Raw genomic sequence first — 16629 nt, 5'->3', positions numbered from 1 at the left:
ATCCTTTATCGACCAAACGGCGGTAAAATCTCCAGCTTATTCCGATTAGGTAGTTGGAGCCGATCAACCAAAAAAAAAGCCTCCGCCAAAGATGGCGAAGGCTTTTGTAGCTTGGCGTATTCAGCCCGAATGTTATCGGAGCAGGCTGAGCACGTTTTGCGGGTTCTGGTTGGCGATGCCCAACGTGTTGGTGCCGGCCTGGACGAGAATCTGAGCTCGCGTCAGTTTGGCCGATTCCGCAGCGAAGTCGGCGTCACGGATCGAGCTTTCGGCTTCGGTCAGGTTGGCCAGGGTATCGTTCAACGAGTAGATATTCGAGTCCAAGGTCGTCTTCTGGAAGGCGCCCAATCGACCGCGAAGCGAGGTCACCACCGAGATGACTTCGTCCACAACCTTGGCGGCTCCGCCGACATCTTCCGACAAGCTCTTGCTACCGCCCGAGCGAAGCTCGAACAAACGTCCGCTGACGCCGCCCAAGGTGGCGGTGCTGACGCTTTGGATACCAAGACGGGCTTGCTGATTGCTGACCACGTCCGGACCGAGTTGGAACAAGGCTCCGCCGCCGACGATCTCGAATTCAAAGCTGGAGTCATCTTCGACGTTTTCGCCGAGCGAGAAGCTCAGGTCAAGCGAAGAAGTGTTGATCGAGGCTTTCAAACCGTCGCCGATCGCTTGAATACCGTTGATGCGAACATCAACGTCCGTACCCGACGAACGATCCACATTGGTGTTGCCGCTTTGATCGGTCAGATTGAAGGTGCCGGTGAGGGCCTTCACGCTGACGAACGAGTCGGCGCCAAAGTTGGTCGCTTGGAATGACAGACCGGTATTTTCCAGGTCCGAGTTGCCGAGCAACGCGGCTCCGTCGGTCGAACCAGTGTCGATCACGCCGCCGGTCAGCGTCGCCGTGTCGTCGGTGGTGACGGTGGCGCCGCCGCTGGCGGTTGCGCTGAACAGCAACGATAGGCTTTCGTCATAGTTGCCGTCCGCACTATCGAAGATGTCCGCGATATCGGCTGCGGTCGTAAGACCTTCCTCGATGTAGAAGGTCAGCGTCTTGTTGGCCGCATCGTATTCGCCGCGTTCATCCACACCTGCGGTGACCGTAGCGTCGTTCACGAACTGGACCTTGACGTTGTCGTAGTCGGCGCCAGAGTTGATCGCCGTGAAGCTCAGCTGAGCATTGACGCCGTTCACCGAATAGGTCGTACCTGACGCCTGGGCGTCTTCCAGTTCGGTTCCGCTGGTCGCGAAGGTGATGTCTTCGGTCGTGGCGGACAGGATGCCGCTGCCGTCGCTGCCGCTGACGTTAGTGACGCTGATGCCGCGATCCTGCAAGTACGCCAACGTGTTGGCGGCTTCGGTGGGATCCGAAATGAACGCGCTGGGATCATCGAAGAAGGCGATCAGGTCGTCCGCCGTCGTCTTGACGTTTCCGTCTGCGTCGGTTTCGAGGTTGACGATCAATGTGCCTTCGCTAACCAGGCCGCCGTCGGTGCCGGCCGGAATGGTTAGTTCGTTGATGTCGAGCGCGTCCGTTCCGTCGCTGGAACCGAAGTTCTCGGCCTCGAAGAACTGGCTGACGTATGCGTCGTTGTTGATCGCGTTGATCGCGTCTTCAGCCGTCGAAACGCCATCCTGGATGTTCAAGACAAGCGTCTTGGCTTCTTTGTCGAGCACGGCGTATTCGTCGCCACCGCCGGCCAAGTCGTTGTTGTCAACGAAGCTGATCGTGTAACCGTCGTAGTCGGTGCCCTTCAGCTTGGCGGTGATGGAGAAAGTGCCGTTGGCGTCAGCGTTCTGAATGATCGCCTGTGACAGGCCTTCGACACGCGGGTCGGTCGTCGTGTCAATGCTCAGGCTGGTGTCGGCGTTCGAGACAAAGCGAACGTTCGGCGAATCTTCCGGCGACAGGAACTGCAGACTGGTGTTCTGCTCGGCGACGCCGCTATAGGCGTAGTTCGTAAACTCGGTGACCGTATCGTGTCCGTCGTTACCAGCGGCCAGCGAAGCAGTAACCTTGTTGTTGCCAGTGGCGGCGTTGATCGCCTCGATGACGTCATTCGCCGTCGCGACAATGTCACCCCCCGTGATGCCGCCCGACGCGGTCGACCCGTAGGCTCCGGTGGTGGCGACAATGCCGGCTCCGGCGCCATAGCCTGTGGTTTCCACCACTGCGGCGGTGAACAGATCGGTGGTCTTCTGGCGGTCGCCGCCGATAAACAGCGTCGTGCCGGTCGTGTCGCCCACTTGAACAACGCCAGAACCATCGCTTCCGAGAGCGTTTCGGGCGTCGAACAGTCCGGTCAGGGAGTCAATGGCCGTGACGACTTCGGCGCCGGTCGACGCGACGTTGATCTGAACCGTCAAGGTATTGGCGTCGGCGTCATAAGCGGCCGTTTCAGCGCCTTTGGCCACGGCGCCTGAGGTCGAATAGATCAGCTGAACGCCATCGATCTCCGTGCCGCCGGTCAGAGCGCGAACATGGATCGAAGCGTCAGCATTACCTGCTTCGACCAACACCGAGGCTTGCGAACGAGCTGTCGTCGTGCCGCCGGCGAAAGTTGAACTACCCGCGATATCACCAGTTGCCACAGCGCCGGAACCATCGTTACCCGTCGCGTAAGCGGCCGAGAACAGGTCGCCGACTTGAGCGTTGATCGCGTCGCGAACTTCGGTACCGGTCGAAACGCCGGTGTCGATCTGGACCACCAGCTTGTTGTTGGCTTCGTCAAACGAGACGAGCGCGCCTCCCGTGAGTGAGGCGTTGTCGACATACTCGATGCCGACGCTGTTCGTTTCGTCACCCAAGATCTTCGACGTCACGGTGAGAGAAGCGTTCGCGGCGCCGGAGGTGGTGAACGACGCAGCGGTCCGTTCTGTGGCGTTGTTGATCGCGGCGACGATCGCATCGGCGTTCGATGCGGCGTTCTTGGTGATCGTCAACGTCTTGGTCGACGCATCGTACGAGGCCGATTCGTCACCCAGTTCGGCGCCGTCGGCGAAGACGACTTGGGTGCCGTTGTAGTCGGCGCCCGCTTCGTTGGCGGTCAGAGTGAAGGCGTTGTTATCGCCGACGGTGTCAACCACCAACGAGGCCGCTTCATAGTCCGAAACGCCGAGCGTCACTTCCAACTTGCCGGGATCAGCGCCAACCGGAGCGGTGTAGCTGGCGGTGGTTGTGCTGCTGGTTCCCTTGCTGTACTTGATGCGGACGTCGCCTGGATCGAACCCGGCTTCGTTGGCCGTCAGCAAGATGTCATTGTCCGTGCCAAAGCTGCTGACGGTCAGTTCGCCCTTGGTCGCGGCCGTTTCCAGAAGCGCTTCGACGCCGGTGGCGTCCGAGACCAGATTCACGGCCGAGGCGATTTCTTCGATCGTCGAACCCTTGGCGAAGTTGAACGCTTCGGTACCGTTGGCGCCGCCGATTTCTAGAACCAGATCGTCGGCGACCGCACCGAAACCGTAGTTCAGCGTACCACGGGTCGCTTGCTGAACGACGTTGACTTTAACGCCGATCGAGCTTTGCGTGCCGAAGTTGGCTTGATCGATACGCAGACCTTCGATCGCCGAGCTGTTGACGTTCTGCGTGATGAAGTCCAAGTTACCGTCGAGCAGACGTTTGCCCTGGAACGAGGTGACCTGAGCGATACGGTCAATCGCTTCGAGTGACGAGTCGATTTGCAGCTGATTCGCCGCGATTTGTTCGTCACTGAGGGCGCCGGTATTCGCCGCTTCCGAGATCAACCCGCGAATGTCGTTCAGCAACGAGCTGACCTGACCGAGGGCGCTGTCGGCCGTCGCGATCAACTGATTGGCGCGTTCGCTATTGGTGATCGCTTTTTCGACGCTCGTGATATCGCTACGAAGCGCTTCGCTGGCGATCAAACCGGCCGGATCGTCTTTACCGCTGTTGATGCGGAGACCGGTGCTAAGACGGGTCAGGGTCGTGTTCAGGTCCGCGTTCGAGCGGCCCAAGTTCTTTTGAGCAACAAGTGAACTAACGTTTGTATTGATGCGGGTCATTGGGAGTCACCCCTCCTAAATCCAGGGACTACTTTGAAGCCCGTCCGACGCCTGGGGAGTCAATTGAATCGGAACGGTCGGCTGCAAACGCAGCCCTATTCAAACCTATCTACTTGTCATTTGAGGAGGCTTCTTGCCCCTGCAGGTCAACCTGCAATTTCGCTCTGGTAAAAGTGGTACTCTCCAGCGCTCGACCGATCCTATGCACGATCATCTATCGAGGACTATCGGACATGATTACTGGCGTGCTTGAGGTGATTGATGAAGTTTTCCTTGCGCGATTAGGGAACCTAATAGGCCTTAGCGTTACGACCGTTACAGAGCATCGAAAACGGCGACTTCGCCTAGTTTGGCTGCGCGTTTCCGCAGCGCATTTTACGAAGCTTCGAGGGATAATCCGACGTCGCAGCAGCGACAAAGAAAGGCGCCGGGCCAGGCGCCATTGAGCGGATTACGACGGGTAAGACGAAAGGGAGGAGTAGTTCGTTGCGCGGCAAGTGCGCAAAACTACTTCGTCTTACGGAGAGCGGCGGCTTCGTTCGGCTGCAAACGAGACGCTTGCTGGTTTTCGCGTTGAATCGCTTCGTACACTTCTTGACGATGTACGGGGATGTCTTGCGGTGCGGCGATGCCAAGACGAACTTTGTCGCCGCGAATATCGACGATGGTGATGACGATGTTATCGCCGATCATGATGCTTTCGTCACGATGCCTCGACAAGACGAGCATATCAGGCTCCTTCCTCGGTGCGCTGTTCTAATCCGTTTAACGGCGACGCCGGAGAACGGTAGGGCGTATTTATTTTAAGCGGGAGTCAGCTAGCGGCCCAAGCGTGGGATAGCATCGCTGTCGCGGCGCCGGCCGCAGTAGCATCTATCGGACTTTGGCTGACGCCCAATCAATATCCGCCGCAATGGTCGACTTCTGTCGGCGGAATCGAATGTACCGCCGGAATTCTGCCTGCAGATTCGAGCGAACTAGGCGCTCTTGCGGTAATAAGAAGCGCCGCCTTGGATCTCGTACTGCAGCGGCTGATCGTCCGACGTCACAATTTGCCGTCCAAGTTGCTTGGTTAGGTTGATCACGACCGGTGCGCGAAGATTGACCGTCAGCGAATCTTCGTGCTTGCTGACGATGGTAAGTACGAAAACCTCGTCGTCGGCGGTCAGCCGAATCGGCGAAACTTCTTCTTTCTCGAGACGAACCCGATATTCGGGGGCATAGCGTCGCGGGCTGACGACGGCCAACGCCACTTCCGGTTGCTCTAGTGATTGCAACCAGCCAAGGTCCTCCGATTTCTCATCGGAAAGTAGAATCCAGTTAACCAGACTTTCGAAGCCGATCAAACCGTCCGCGAACAGGATTACGTCCTCATCCACGATTTCAAGCTTTCCGAAGCGAGCCGTATAGATATCCATGGTCGAAACATCTCGATCAGTGATGCAATGCTGGCATGATCGCCCTAGTAGCGACCTAATTTCTGACATTCTGATTTATCGGCGACTGAACCAGGACGAATCCATAAAATCCGAATATCCGTCGCAGAACGTGCGGCGCCACGTTTTCTTACGTATTCCAGATTAGATATAGTCGAGCAGCGACAATTGATAAATCTGTCCGATCGTTTGCAGCGACGCCTGGTACGAAGCTTGTTGCGCGGCGAAATCAGAGGCCGCTTTGACGAAGTCGACCTCGATCTCGGTCGACAAGTTCGCATCCAATTCGACCATGTCGTCTTCAAGTCGCGTCTTCATCAAATCGACGTTCTGCGAACGGGCGCCGAGTTCGCCACGTGAAAAGCTGAGTCTGGAGAGATCCGTGTCCAGCGAATCAACCAGGCGACTGATCTGCACGTAGTCGCGTGCGACGATCGCCTCGTTTAATTTGATCAGCGTGTTGAAAACGCTTTTGGTTTCTCGCGGGTTGACGTCTTTTCCAGACATCACTTCGGCTGTGCCGCCAGATGTGGTGCCGACTGTCCCTGTCGCCGAAACGGCGCCTGTCCCGTCGTTTGTGATGTCGACGCTGCGATCAAGTTGAGAGTGGAATGTCCCTTCGAGGTTGATCGCGTTGACGATCTCCGATGTTGTCGTTACGCCGGCGTCGATCGAGAGGGTCAGCGTTTTTGACCCCGAGTTGTAAACGGCGGTCGGCGATCCCGACGACAGCGTATCCGTGAAGACGATCTGGACATCGTTATGAGCGGTGCCCGGATAAAGCGACTCCAACGTGAACGCGGTGTTCAGATCTTCCGGGGCCGCAAAGCTGACCGAGGCGGCGGACGGTTCGGCGTCAGCGATGGGGGTTCCGCCGTTGGTCGAAGTGATCACGCCGGTTTGAACGATCAATCCTTCGCCATTGTTAGTGGGATCGCTCTGAAGCGCCGTATCTGCTGAGAAGGTTCCTTCAGCGTTGATCGCCGCGATGACCGTATTTGCAGTGGTCGCCGCGGGATCAACATCGATCGTCAACTTTTTCGTATTCGGATCATAGTTCACGATCGCCTGGTCGCCGGAAGCGGCCGAGTTGACGAATTCGACCTGCACGTTGTTAAACGTCGTGCCTGGTAAGTTGGCGCTGATCTGAATCGCGTTATTTTCGTTTGTAGGCGGAGAAAATTCGACTGTCGCGGTCGCCGCTGTTGCGGTTGGCGAATCAGAAACGGTTGTCACCGTTTCACCTGCCGGCATCAACCCAAGATCGATGATCGCCGAACTCAAAATATCTCGTTCAATTGTCAAACGACCAACGCCGGCCGGATTGTCGTCGACCAGTTCGATGCCGTTGCCAAAGTCAGAGAGTCGCGCGACAACCGGGCTACCGTCTTGATTGTCGGGATGGTTGTTGATCAGATTGAGAACGTCGCCCACGGTTTTAGCACTCGAGACATCAATCTCCAACTGCTGGCCGTCATTGCGAGTTATCGTGAAATCGGTCCCTTCAGTCGCGTGAACTCCCAGGCCGTAGTTGAGCGAATTAAGCGGCGTAGATTCATTAAAAGTACGCAGGCCTAGCTGGGACGCAGTCGTGCCGCCGTTCTCACCGATGGTGAAATCGCCGCCGCTTACGACCGAGCGAACGTTGATGCCGTTTCCGGCACTATTGATTTCGGCCAGGACGCCCAAACCGGCGCCGTTAAATACGTTCAGCAGATCCTCGACTGTCTTCGCGTCATCAAACTTAAGAATTTGCGGATCGCCGCCGTTGATGATTTGCAGCCCAGACGAAGCGTCAAAATTGGCGCCGCTTCCTCCTTGGAACTCAGCGATCACCGAGAGATCGACAACCCCCGTTCCGCGTTGAAAATCCGAAACCGTATCGTGTTCGTCAATCTCGGCTGTATACAGTTCGCTAAATTTTGCGTTGTTATTCAGCGCCGAAACAAGCTGGTTGGCGTTGGTGCGATCGGCGTCAACGCGGGCAAAAATCGTCTTGGAGTCGCCGCCGCTATTGCCGGTGTTTCCGATCGAACCATCGTCGGTCGCCGAAACGAACGAGTTGGGGTTAAACGTATTGCCGTTGGAGCTATCGGGGCGAACCGAGAACGATCCTTCCGCGATGATCGCGTTCATCAAGGTTTGCAGCGAAGTCTCATCGCTGTCGTCGACGGCGAGCGTCAACGTGCGTGTAGAGCCATCGTCGGTGTAAGTCGCCGTCGCCGTGTTGCCGATGTCTCCCGAGGCGTCGATCACGATGTTGACGTTGTTAAAATCAAATCCCGCTTGGTTGGCGGTCAAGATTAAGTCGTTGTTACCGCCGGAGAGTGGGACCGCGGCGCGTGCTTTCACGCCATCTTGTTGAACGTAGGTCGTATAGGCGTTGCCGCTATTGGTGGCGAGAACCGGGCTCGCTGCGTTGAATGATTCGCCGGTGGACGTATCAAATCCAACCGAGAATCGCCCATCGGCGATGAACGCGTCCGACAGTGATTGCAGCGAAGTTTCATCGGTATCGTCAATCTGGACGGTGATTGTCTTCACGCCGTTGACGACGGTAGTTGGACCGATCACGGCAGTGTCGCCGATGTCGCCGGTAGAATCGAAGACGATTCGTGCGCCGTCCAGACTGCCATCGGTCGAGTTTGCGGTGAGCAACAAACTGTTGCCGGCCCCATCCAGGTCGAGCGTCGTCTGCGCACGTTGCAAATCTTCGGCCAGCGTGACGACTTCGTTCCCTTTGGTCAGCCCCGGCTTGGCTTGCAGCAGATCATCATTGACCAATTGCAGCGTGACGCCGTTTGCATCGGCGCCGTTATTTTTGGCGTTCAGGACGATGTCGTTATTGGCGCCGGCGTAAGAAACGACTGCTTGCGACTTGGACCCCAAAATGTCTGACAGCTTGGTGGTCGCCGTAATAATCGGATTCAGATCAGCGCCTTCAATCGGATTGACGCCGTTGCCGTTGGTTTTCAGGATCCCTAGTTGGGCGGCGACATGACTTCCGCCGGTTTCGCGGATCGTCAAGTTGCCGCCGCCAGCATCGTCTATATCAACGATCAGACTGTTGTTGTCGATTCGCGCAGTGATTGTTCGTCCCGGCGGCGGGTTCTTCTCAATCAAGTTGATGACGTCACCGACAGTTTCGGCCGAGCGAATGTCAATTGTGACTGGATTGACGCCATCGGAAATGACAAAGCTGCCGGATGCAATTCCACCGCCGCCGCGCAGATTGGAGAGCTTTGTATTTTTGGTTAGTACGGGATTCAGATCGATCTGACTTTTGACTTCCGGCGAGATCGCACCGAAAGCGTCGTTGCCGTTCACGGTCGTATCAAAGAGCAAATCGATATCGGCAAAGCTGTTCAGGCTATTCGTGTTGCCGTTGTATTGGACCAGGCCGTCTTTGATGGTAAACGGAGTCGTCGTGGTATTAGAGCCGCCGAAGAGGTAGCGACCGCGGAACTGCCGATTTCCAATATCCACGAATTGCTGCAGCGCGTTCTGGAAAGTTTGACTCGCCGCCGCGACTTCGGTATCGGTTGCTGTCGAATCGACCATCGTGACGGCCAGACCACGCATTTCGGCCAACAAATCGGCGGCGCCGGCCATCGCCGTATCGGTCGCGGCCAGGTACGACTGGCTGGTCGACAGATTGACGCTGATCTGCGTCTTCCGTTCGATCAACGACTGCAACGTGATGCCGCGAATCGCGGCCGGCGCATCGTCGCTAGGCGCCAACAGCCGACGGCCCGTGCTGAGCTGGTTTTGCAGGCTGAACAGGTTGGCTTGACTTGCCGCTAATTGCGACAGCAAACGAGAATGCAAGTTGCCGTCGCTTACGCGGGTAGTCGGGACTGGTACGATTCGAGTCATGGCGGTAGGCGCTGCTTGGAACGCAAGGATGAAATGGGAATGTACAAAAACGCGAACGCAGCCGGCGATCTTTCGGCGGCGTCGCTCGAATCACAAATTACCGCGACTTCTTATCTGCTTGCTAAATGTTGACCAATACTTCGAGCAGTTCATCGATGACGGAAATCAACCGCGACGCTGCTTGAAATTGACGCTGAAAGGTAATCAAGTTGACCGCTTCTTCGTCCAGGCTGACGCCGCTAAGTCCCTGCTTTTGCCCATCTAGCGTTTCTTTGAAGACGCGGTAACCTTCGGCGACCGATTTGGCGACCGAAGCCGATTGCGTCACTTCGCCAACCAATTGTGCATAAACATTGTCGAGCGTTTGTCCATTGCGACTATCCAAGGGACGATCGAGGAATCCGGCCATTTCAACGGCATTGTCGGTGTCGACGCCGATACCGTTCTTGCTCGCGGCGAATTTGGAGGGGTCCTCTTTGATCACCTGTTGAATGCCGATGGTGCTGGCCGATGTCCCGGTAAAGAACGTGCCAAGGCCTAACGCCGCTAGAACGCCGCTCGTATCACTACCGAAGGCGAATTCGACGTTCTGCGAATCGCTGTCAATCTGCAGGTGACCATCCAGTGAGATCGATGCAGTCAGGCCGTCCACTTCGCTGATCGCGTCAGCCAGACCTTGCAGCGACGTATCATCCGGCAAGCCGTTCAGCTTGACCGAGATGTCGATGGTGTTCTTCAGGCCTGTCTGCAGGTTCTGAGTGAATATCTTGAAAGAGCCGTTGGTCGGCGTGTAGGGGAGCCCAACCTGGTCTAAAGGTTGATCGATCGATGCGTCTTCGACGAAGAACTCGCTGGTCATCGTCTGATAACCGGTTTGTCCTTGTCCGCTCGAAAAAACGCGATTGAATTCAAAGGTTAACGTCTGGGCGAAGTCATCCAGATTGTTCATGAACTCGCCGACAATCGCATCGCGCGAAGTGATCATACCTGCCAATTTTCCGGAACTCGCTAGAATCGGCGAGTCGGTGCCGGCCAACGTGAGCTTCACATTGGTAAGGCCGTCTTCGGCGACCGATTTTGTTTCGACCTGCCGAGCGATGCCGTCGATGACCAGGTATTCGCCGCCGAGAAATACCGAGGTCGATCCATTCTCTTGCTCGACTCCCTTAATGTCGATGATGCCGGCCAATTCGGTCAGCTTGCGCTGGCGTTGATCACGCAGACCGATCGCGTCGCTTTTGGTGATCGGCCCAGCTTCCAGTGTCGTGATCTTGACGTTCAAATCGGCGATATCATTCAGCAGCGAGTTGATGTCGGTGGCCGCCTGCTTAATTTGCTTATTGAGATCGGTGTGAACTTCCTTGGCGCGGCCATACAAACGGCTGATGTCTCTTGCTAGCGTCTGGCCACGAAGGACCGACAAGTTGCGAACGCTGACATCTTCGGGCTGATTGAGGATGTCATTGATGCTCCCCAAAAAATCATTCAGCGAGGTGCTGATGTCGGTATCGCTTAATTCGCCGACAAGCGCCTCAAGCTGTAGATAGACGCTCTCTTGGGTTTCGCCGTTGGCGAGATCGCTGATCGAATTTCGTAGGCGTTCTTCGAGGAATTGGTCGACCTGTTGAACGACCGCTTCGACCTGCACGCCCATTCCGAGCCGCAGGTTGCCGTAAGCTTGGGTCGGCGCAGGGGTATAGATAACTCGTTCGCGCAGATAATCGGGCGTATTGACGTTGGCAATATTATTGCCCGTCACTTGGATCCCGATTTGAGCGGCGACCAGCGCGTTCTTGGATTGCTGAAGCGATGTAAAAAGAGTCATCCTTGACTATCCTCCATGGACCTTCGCCTGGTCAAAATTAGGCTTCATGGTCCACAAGAGTCCCTCCTTGATGTGCGGAGTTCTCCTGTTCATAAGTCGGCTGAAGTTTGCCGCCGGTCGCAATGATCTGCAAAATCTGCGACAAATGTAGGACGCTGCGTTGGGCTAGCACGAAGTTTACTAGCGTCTCGTTCTGGATAGTGCGCATTCGTTGCTTCGCTGTGCTTGCTATCTCGCGCAGTTTCTCACCTTCGGCGCCATCAGCAAGTACGGCTAGCGATTCGATGCTATCGCCAGGCAATCCCTGCTTTTGCGCTGATAGCAGCAAGTCATGGCGCGCGTCGCGCAGTTGTTCGAGTCGCTGGATCAGATCGAGCTCACGCAGTTGCGTCGCTTCCATCCCGGGGATGTCGCGTGCGACCATCTGGCTGCGTTTAGTCCCCAGCACTTCGATGAGTTCGTCCTGGACGCTGGTCAGTTCTTGCAGAACTTCGGCGGTGGACGCTTCCCAGTCGACGGTCGAAGTTTCCAACGCGTCGTCTACGGGCGTAAAGGGCATAGCGAAAACCTTACTCTAGCGGCTTGCGATGAAAGCGGTGTTTACGCCAAAGCGTCCAACAGCGGAGCGCTCGGTTGATCGTTCAACGTCTGCACGGCCTGAATCAGGCTGACTTGCTTCCAGTGAGGCGATCGTTGCGACGTTTCGTTAGAAGACGAACTCGAATTCGATTCGGGACTGAGATTCGACTGAGTCATAAATTGTTCAAACATGGGACCTGACAGCTCCTGAGCGCTGGCTTCGGATAGTTTTTCTACAAGCAGTTGATCGAGTTGCGATTGGAAGACTTCTTCGCCGCGACCGCCATGAAAATAGGCAGGCTTGCCGACCGACTTCCGCATCGACTTCAGCATTTGGCCGAATAGCGATTCCCCGACGAACTGGTCGAACTTTTCCCGCAGTTCCGACTGCTGAGCAGCGGGAGCGGCGGAAGTCAAATTGGCGGGGGCGCTGGTTACCATGGTTCGTTTCTCGGCGTTTGCTAGTTCACAAAGATCAATTCGCCGTACAGTTTGCCTTGGTGATGGATCGCCACGATGATGTCGATCACGTCTTCGGCAGGGACTTTAAGCGTGTTCAAAGCGTCGACCAGATCTTTCAAGCGAGTCGCATACGCCGGTTGCGTATTGACCTCGACAAACTTGGAAGACTCGGGATCGATCGTTTCGATCTTGATGCCGTTGTGGGTGACGACGTCAGGACCGATCTCGACGTCCGAGCCGACGACGATCACGCCGCTGGCCTTGTTGATGACTACTTTGTTATTGAGCTGTTTGTCGACGATCGGCGTATCCATCAGGATCGAGACGAAAAAGACCGGGTCGGATTGATACTGCGGCGGAATTTGGACTTCGATCGTCTTTTGGTCCAGGGCCCGCGCGATTTGCACGTTGCTGGAAGATCCCTGACCAACTTGCAGCAGATTGCCGACGCTAAAAACGATCTCTTGAGCCATTTGCCAATCTTTGTAGCCGTCGTTCAGCACCAGATAGACTTTTTTGTCCGGCGTCACAAACGAGTTGCGAATTGACTTTTCGATGCGGCAGCCCGACTTGATGCGAGCGTTGGTTGGGACTGCTTTGCTAAAGGTTTCGAGGTTGCCGGTCGCCATCGCCCAGACCGTCTTGTCGTGCGGGTTCGGGCCTTGCAAAGTGCTGATCGCCAGCGATCCTCCTTCCAAGCTCTTGGCGCCTAGCGAACTTACTTCGCAATCGATCATGTCTCCTTCTTCGGCGCCTTCGGCCGGCACGCGAGCTCGTACAATTACCAACGCGGTGTTGGTGACGGTCTTCAACGCGTCGGGCAAATACTCTCCATCCGGCCCGGCGCCGGAGTTGCTGCCGAGGTGTTTCATCACCAACGACAACGCTTTGTGCGTCGGGGTCAGATTTTTGTCGCCGGTTCCCTTCAGGCCGACCACCAGGCCGATCCCTTGCAGGTAGTTTTCTTCCTGTCCTTTGACGCGGACGAAAGTTGATAACGGCTGGGTGATTTGAAATCGCTCAGCGACCAAGGGCTGCGGCGGCGATTGCGGTTGTGCTTGAGCCGCGGCGGAGTAGCCGGCGATCCCCACGAACATCAGCAAAGCAGTCGTTTTCATGGCGGTTTTGATCGGTTTCGTTTTCATGTTTAGAACCACTTCCAACCGTCCCAGATCTTCAATAACCAGCCGCGTTTGTACGAATCACGGATGTGTCCGGTCTCTTGCTTGGTGATGCTGAGATTCGCCAGGCGTTCGCTCAACACAACATTGTTCGGGTCGATGTCTTCGACGCGGCAAACGCCGCGCAGATAGTAGGTCCAAGTTTCGTTGTTTACCTGAATCTCTTTTTGGGCTTCGATCTTCAGCGTGCCGTTCGGCATGATCTCAGAGACCGTCGCGGCGACGCGGAAGCGAACTTCTTCCAACGTTTCCAACGTTCCTTGCGTGCGGTAGCGGCTGGTCAACTGGCCAGTGATCTGAGGCGAGCCATCTTCCTGTTGATCGGGTACGATCGCTTTTAGATTTTCGAGATGAACCCAGTTGGCCAGCAGTGCGTTGAAGTTGGCCTGCTTACGGCGATTCAGGTTGCCTTCGGATTCCATTTCGGCCGCTTCATCGACGCGAATATGGACGATGTCTTTGATTTGAATCTTGCGCGGCGGCGGCAGTTCGCGGTAATACCAACTGAGGTCGCGGTTCGCACCGTCGACTTGTTCGCCGGGAACGGACGGGTTGCCCGGCAAGCTGCGCTGAGCCAGGCTCGAAGTTGGCCCTTGCGCCGCCGCGAGCGAAGTCGTCGCGATGGTCAGCATCAGGGAACATAAAATCGTGACTCGGTTCATTAGCGGGTTCCCCTTGATGCGGTGACGGTCGCGGCTTGACGTGGATCGCTGTTGAGCGTCATCGCCTGACCTGGGCCATAGGCGCGAACCTGAAACATTTCTCCCCGCTGTTGACCTCGTTTGGCGTCGGGAGAGATCGCTTGCACCATCAACAGATCGCCAACACTGGCGTCGCCGGCGGCGATCGCGTCGCGGCGAATGACGAGCCCGCCGATTTGGGCGATGACGGTGACGACGTCGTTTTGTTGGATGACCACCGGTTCGCGGATCGAGCCAGACTCGATGGGACGTTGGGCCGGCAGGGAGCGAATCGCCTCTTTGCCAACGAGCGCTTCGATCCGAGTTTCAAAATCACCTTCGGTCCGAACGGTGTTGAGCGGTTGTACGGTCAAGTCTTCAGCTTGAATCACTTCGCCGCGACGAATCGGACGAACCGTATAGACGACCAGAGCTTCTCCTTCGGCCAAAGGACCGCCGCTCCAGCTGGTTTGCTGCACGCCCGATTGAGAAGCGTTGCGAATGATTTTGCTAAGGGGCGCGACGCCATCAGTGCGAGCGACTCGCGTGCGGCTGGCCCCGGTAAAGTAAAGGTCGGCGTCCTGAAAGCCGCGCGCCGTCAGTTGCGCGCGAATGTCATTGATGGTGACAAAGCGAGAGCGATTGAGGCTGGGCGCCGGAAACAGTTCCAACTGTTCCAGCTCTTGCACGAAACGTTGCGAAGGCCCACCGATCTCGGCCAGATCGCCGAGCCGAACGATGGAATCGACCACCACCGCTTCACGGCGAAGGACGACATCGTAGCCCTGAGCGACGCTGGTCAGACCGGTCAGGAGCAAGGCGATGGTGGTGAGGTGACGAAGCATGCGAATGATTCTTTCTAGGCGTTCAGGCGATTAACGACGCAAGTTCGAGACGAGCTGCAGGATTTGATCGCCGGCTTGCACCGTTTGCGAGTTCAGCTCAAAAGCACGTTGCGTGGTGATCAGGTCGACCAGCTCTTGCACCGGCTCGACGTTGGACGCTTCTAGAAAGCCTTTTTCGACGCTGCCAAAACCGTCGATGTTTGGGTTGCCGATGATCGCCGCGCTGGAAGAGTTGGTTTCGGCGTACAGGTTATCTCCCAACTTCAGCAACCCTTCAGGATTGATGAAGTTGGCAAGTTGAATCTGTCCCACTTCTTCCAGCGTTTGCTGACCGGGACGCTGCACCGATACAATGCCGTCGGAGGAAACTTCGATGCCGGTCGTATCTTGCGGTATGGTGATCGAGGGTTCGAGCGGACGACCGATGCCGGCCGAACCGGTCACGATTTCGCCGTTGGCGTTGATCGAGAAGTTGCCGGCTCGCGTGTAGTAGGTCTGTCCGGTCGGATCGAGCACTTGGAAGAAGCCTTTGCCGCGAATGGTCCAATCGAGCGAGCGATCGGTTTCGCGAAAGGCGCCTTGTTGATAGTCGGTCTGCGTACTCTGCACGCGAACGCCCAAGCCGATATGCGTGCCGGTTGGCGTCGGGTTGGAGGCGCCGTCCAGTTTGCCCGGCAAGACGCGATTGTCGTAAAACAGATCCTCGAAATTGACGCGATCTTTTTTGAAGGCGGTCGTGTTCACGTTCGCCAGATTATTGGAGATCACATCAAGCTTGGTCTGCAGAGTCTGCATCCCAGTCGCGGCGGTATAAAGGGTTTGAACGCTCATGATCGCTACTTATCCAAGGGGGAAAGACGCCGGCGATTAGCCTTGGCGGAGAACGCGGCTTATCAGGTTGCCGAGCATCTCATCGTGATTCTTGATCAGGTTCACATTCGCTTCGTAAGCACGTTGGGCTTCGATCATCGTCATCATTTCGGTGATCGAGTTGACGCCGGACCCTTCCAGGTAGCCGGCGCGGGTCTGACGTTCTTCCAGGGCCAACGGTTCGACCGGAGCCAGCGGGAAAAAGGCGTTGTCGCCATACTTGGCTAGATCGCTGTTCGATTTGGGTTTGACCATCGCCAACGGCACGACGTCGCCGCCGACGGTGCAAAATCCGTTTTCGTCGAAGTAGTTGCCGACGTGGTTGGCCAACGCTTCCGGATCGACTTGAACCGGGGTTCCTTCAGCATCCAAGACGGCGTTGCCGGCCGAAGTGACCAATGCGCCCTCGGCGGTGAAGGTAAAATTGCCGGCTCGCGTCAGATAGGTCTCGCCATCGATCTCCACCTGGAAGAAGCCTTCTCCGGCGATCGCCAAGTCAGTCGGAATGTTGGTTCCTTTGAGAACGCCGCGCGAATAGTCGGTTACTTTTTCGCTGACGTAGACGCCGCCGCCGACATCGTTGATCGAGCCCGAATTGGGATAGTCGATGCCGTCTTCAATGGCCTGGGAATAACGAGCTTGCAGAACGGCCAAATCGCGTTTGAAGCCGGTCGTGTCGACGTTCGCGATGTTGTTCGCGAGAACTTCGACCCGTTGGGCTTGGGCTTGGGCGCCTTCCGCGGCGATGTATAGGCCGTATGGCATTGTTGCGTTTCGTCCATGATTCGCCCCCCCAGGCGTCGCTCATCTAATGCAAGGGACGTGCCGAAACAGAAGCAGCCGCAGCAC

The 16629-nt window shown here is 56.5% G+C and carries 12 protein-coding genes; all 12 read right to left on the bottom strand.

Translation table 11 applies throughout. The features are described from left to right. Nucleotides 1-132: 132 nt before the first annotated feature. Nucleotides 133-4026 (bottom strand): flagellin, encoded by a 3894-nt coding sequence (locus tag M4951_RS20945; RefSeq protein WP_262023573.1) that lies wholly within the window; start codon nt 4024-4026, stop codon nt 133-135. 507 nt (nt 4027-4533) lie between these two features. Further along, complete coding sequence (csrA, locus tag M4951_RS20940) at nt 4534-4755, bottom strand: carbon storage regulator CsrA (RefSeq protein WP_002655288.1); 222 nt, start codon at nt 4753-4755, stop codon at nt 4534-4536. A gap of 248 nt (nt 4756-5003) precedes the next feature. Beyond that, nucleotides 5004-5444, bottom strand: a complete 441-nt coding sequence (gene fliW / locus M4951_RS20935; RefSeq protein WP_262023572.1) for a flagellar assembly protein FliW — start codon at nt 5442-5444, stop codon at nt 5004-5006. Between the two features lie 162 nt (nt 5445-5606). Continuing rightward, nucleotides 5607-9338: a flagellar hook-associated protein FlgL gene (gene flgL, locus M4951_RS20930; protein WP_262023571.1), complete on the bottom strand. Its 3732-nt coding sequence runs from the start codon at nt 9336-9338 to the stop codon at nt 5607-5609. A gap of 121 nt (nt 9339-9459) precedes the next feature. Further along, the gene (flgK, locus tag M4951_RS20925) at nt 9460-11163 is read right to left on the bottom strand and encodes a flagellar hook-associated protein FlgK (RefSeq protein ID WP_262023570.1); all 1704 of its coding nucleotides are present in this window, start codon (nt 11161-11163) and stop codon (nt 9460-9462) included. Between the two features lie 37 nt (nt 11164-11200). Beyond that, complete coding sequence (locus M4951_RS20920; RefSeq protein WP_262023569.1) at nt 11201-11722, bottom strand: flagellar protein FlgN; 522 nt, start codon at nt 11720-11722, stop codon at nt 11201-11203. A gap of 41 nt (nt 11723-11763) precedes the next feature. Beyond that, nucleotides 11764-12183 carry a rod-binding protein gene (locus tag M4951_RS20915; RefSeq protein WP_262023568.1) on the bottom strand — a complete coding sequence of 140 codons (420 nt, stop codon included), beginning with the start codon at nt 12181-12183 and terminating at the stop codon, nt 11764-11766. A 20-nt stretch (nt 12184-12203) separates the two neighbouring features. Beyond that, the gene (locus M4951_RS20910) at nt 12204-13349 is read right to left on the bottom strand and encodes a flagellar basal body P-ring protein FlgI (RefSeq protein WP_262023567.1); all 1146 of its coding nucleotides are present in this window, start codon (nt 13347-13349) and stop codon (nt 12204-12206) included. Between the two features lie 2 nt (nt 13350-13351). Further along, nucleotides 13352-14047, bottom strand: a complete 696-nt coding sequence (locus M4951_RS20905) for a flagellar basal body L-ring protein FlgH (RefSeq protein WP_262023566.1) — start codon at nt 14045-14047, stop codon at nt 13352-13354. Then, a complete protein-coding gene (gene flgA / locus M4951_RS20900; RefSeq protein WP_262023565.1) occupies nt 14047-14910 on the bottom strand; it encodes a flagellar basal body P-ring formation chaperone FlgA in 864 nt (287 codons plus the stop codon). Before flgA ends, M4951_RS20905 begins: the two co-directional genes overlap by 1 nt. Before the next feature lie 30 nt (nt 14911-14940). After that, nucleotides 14941-15741 carry a flagellar basal-body rod protein FlgG gene (gene flgG / locus M4951_RS20895; protein WP_262023564.1) on the bottom strand — a complete coding sequence of 267 codons (801 nt, stop codon included), beginning with the start codon at nt 15739-15741 and terminating at the stop codon, nt 14941-14943. 36 nt (nt 15742-15777) lie between these two features. After that, nucleotides 15778-16545 (bottom strand): flagellar hook-basal body protein, encoded by a 768-nt coding sequence (locus M4951_RS20890; RefSeq protein ID WP_262023563.1) that lies wholly within the window; start codon nt 16543-16545, stop codon nt 15778-15780. Nucleotides 16546-16629 lie beyond the last annotated feature (84 nt).

Origin of the sequence: Blastopirellula sp. J2-11 (genome assembly GCF_024584705.1) — a bacterium.
Taxonomy (GTDB): domain Bacteria; phylum Planctomycetota; class Planctomycetia; order Pirellulales; family Pirellulaceae; genus Blastopirellula.
The sequence above is the reverse complement of the archived record's forward strand: the minus strand, read 5'-3'. Positions and strand labels throughout refer to the sequence as shown.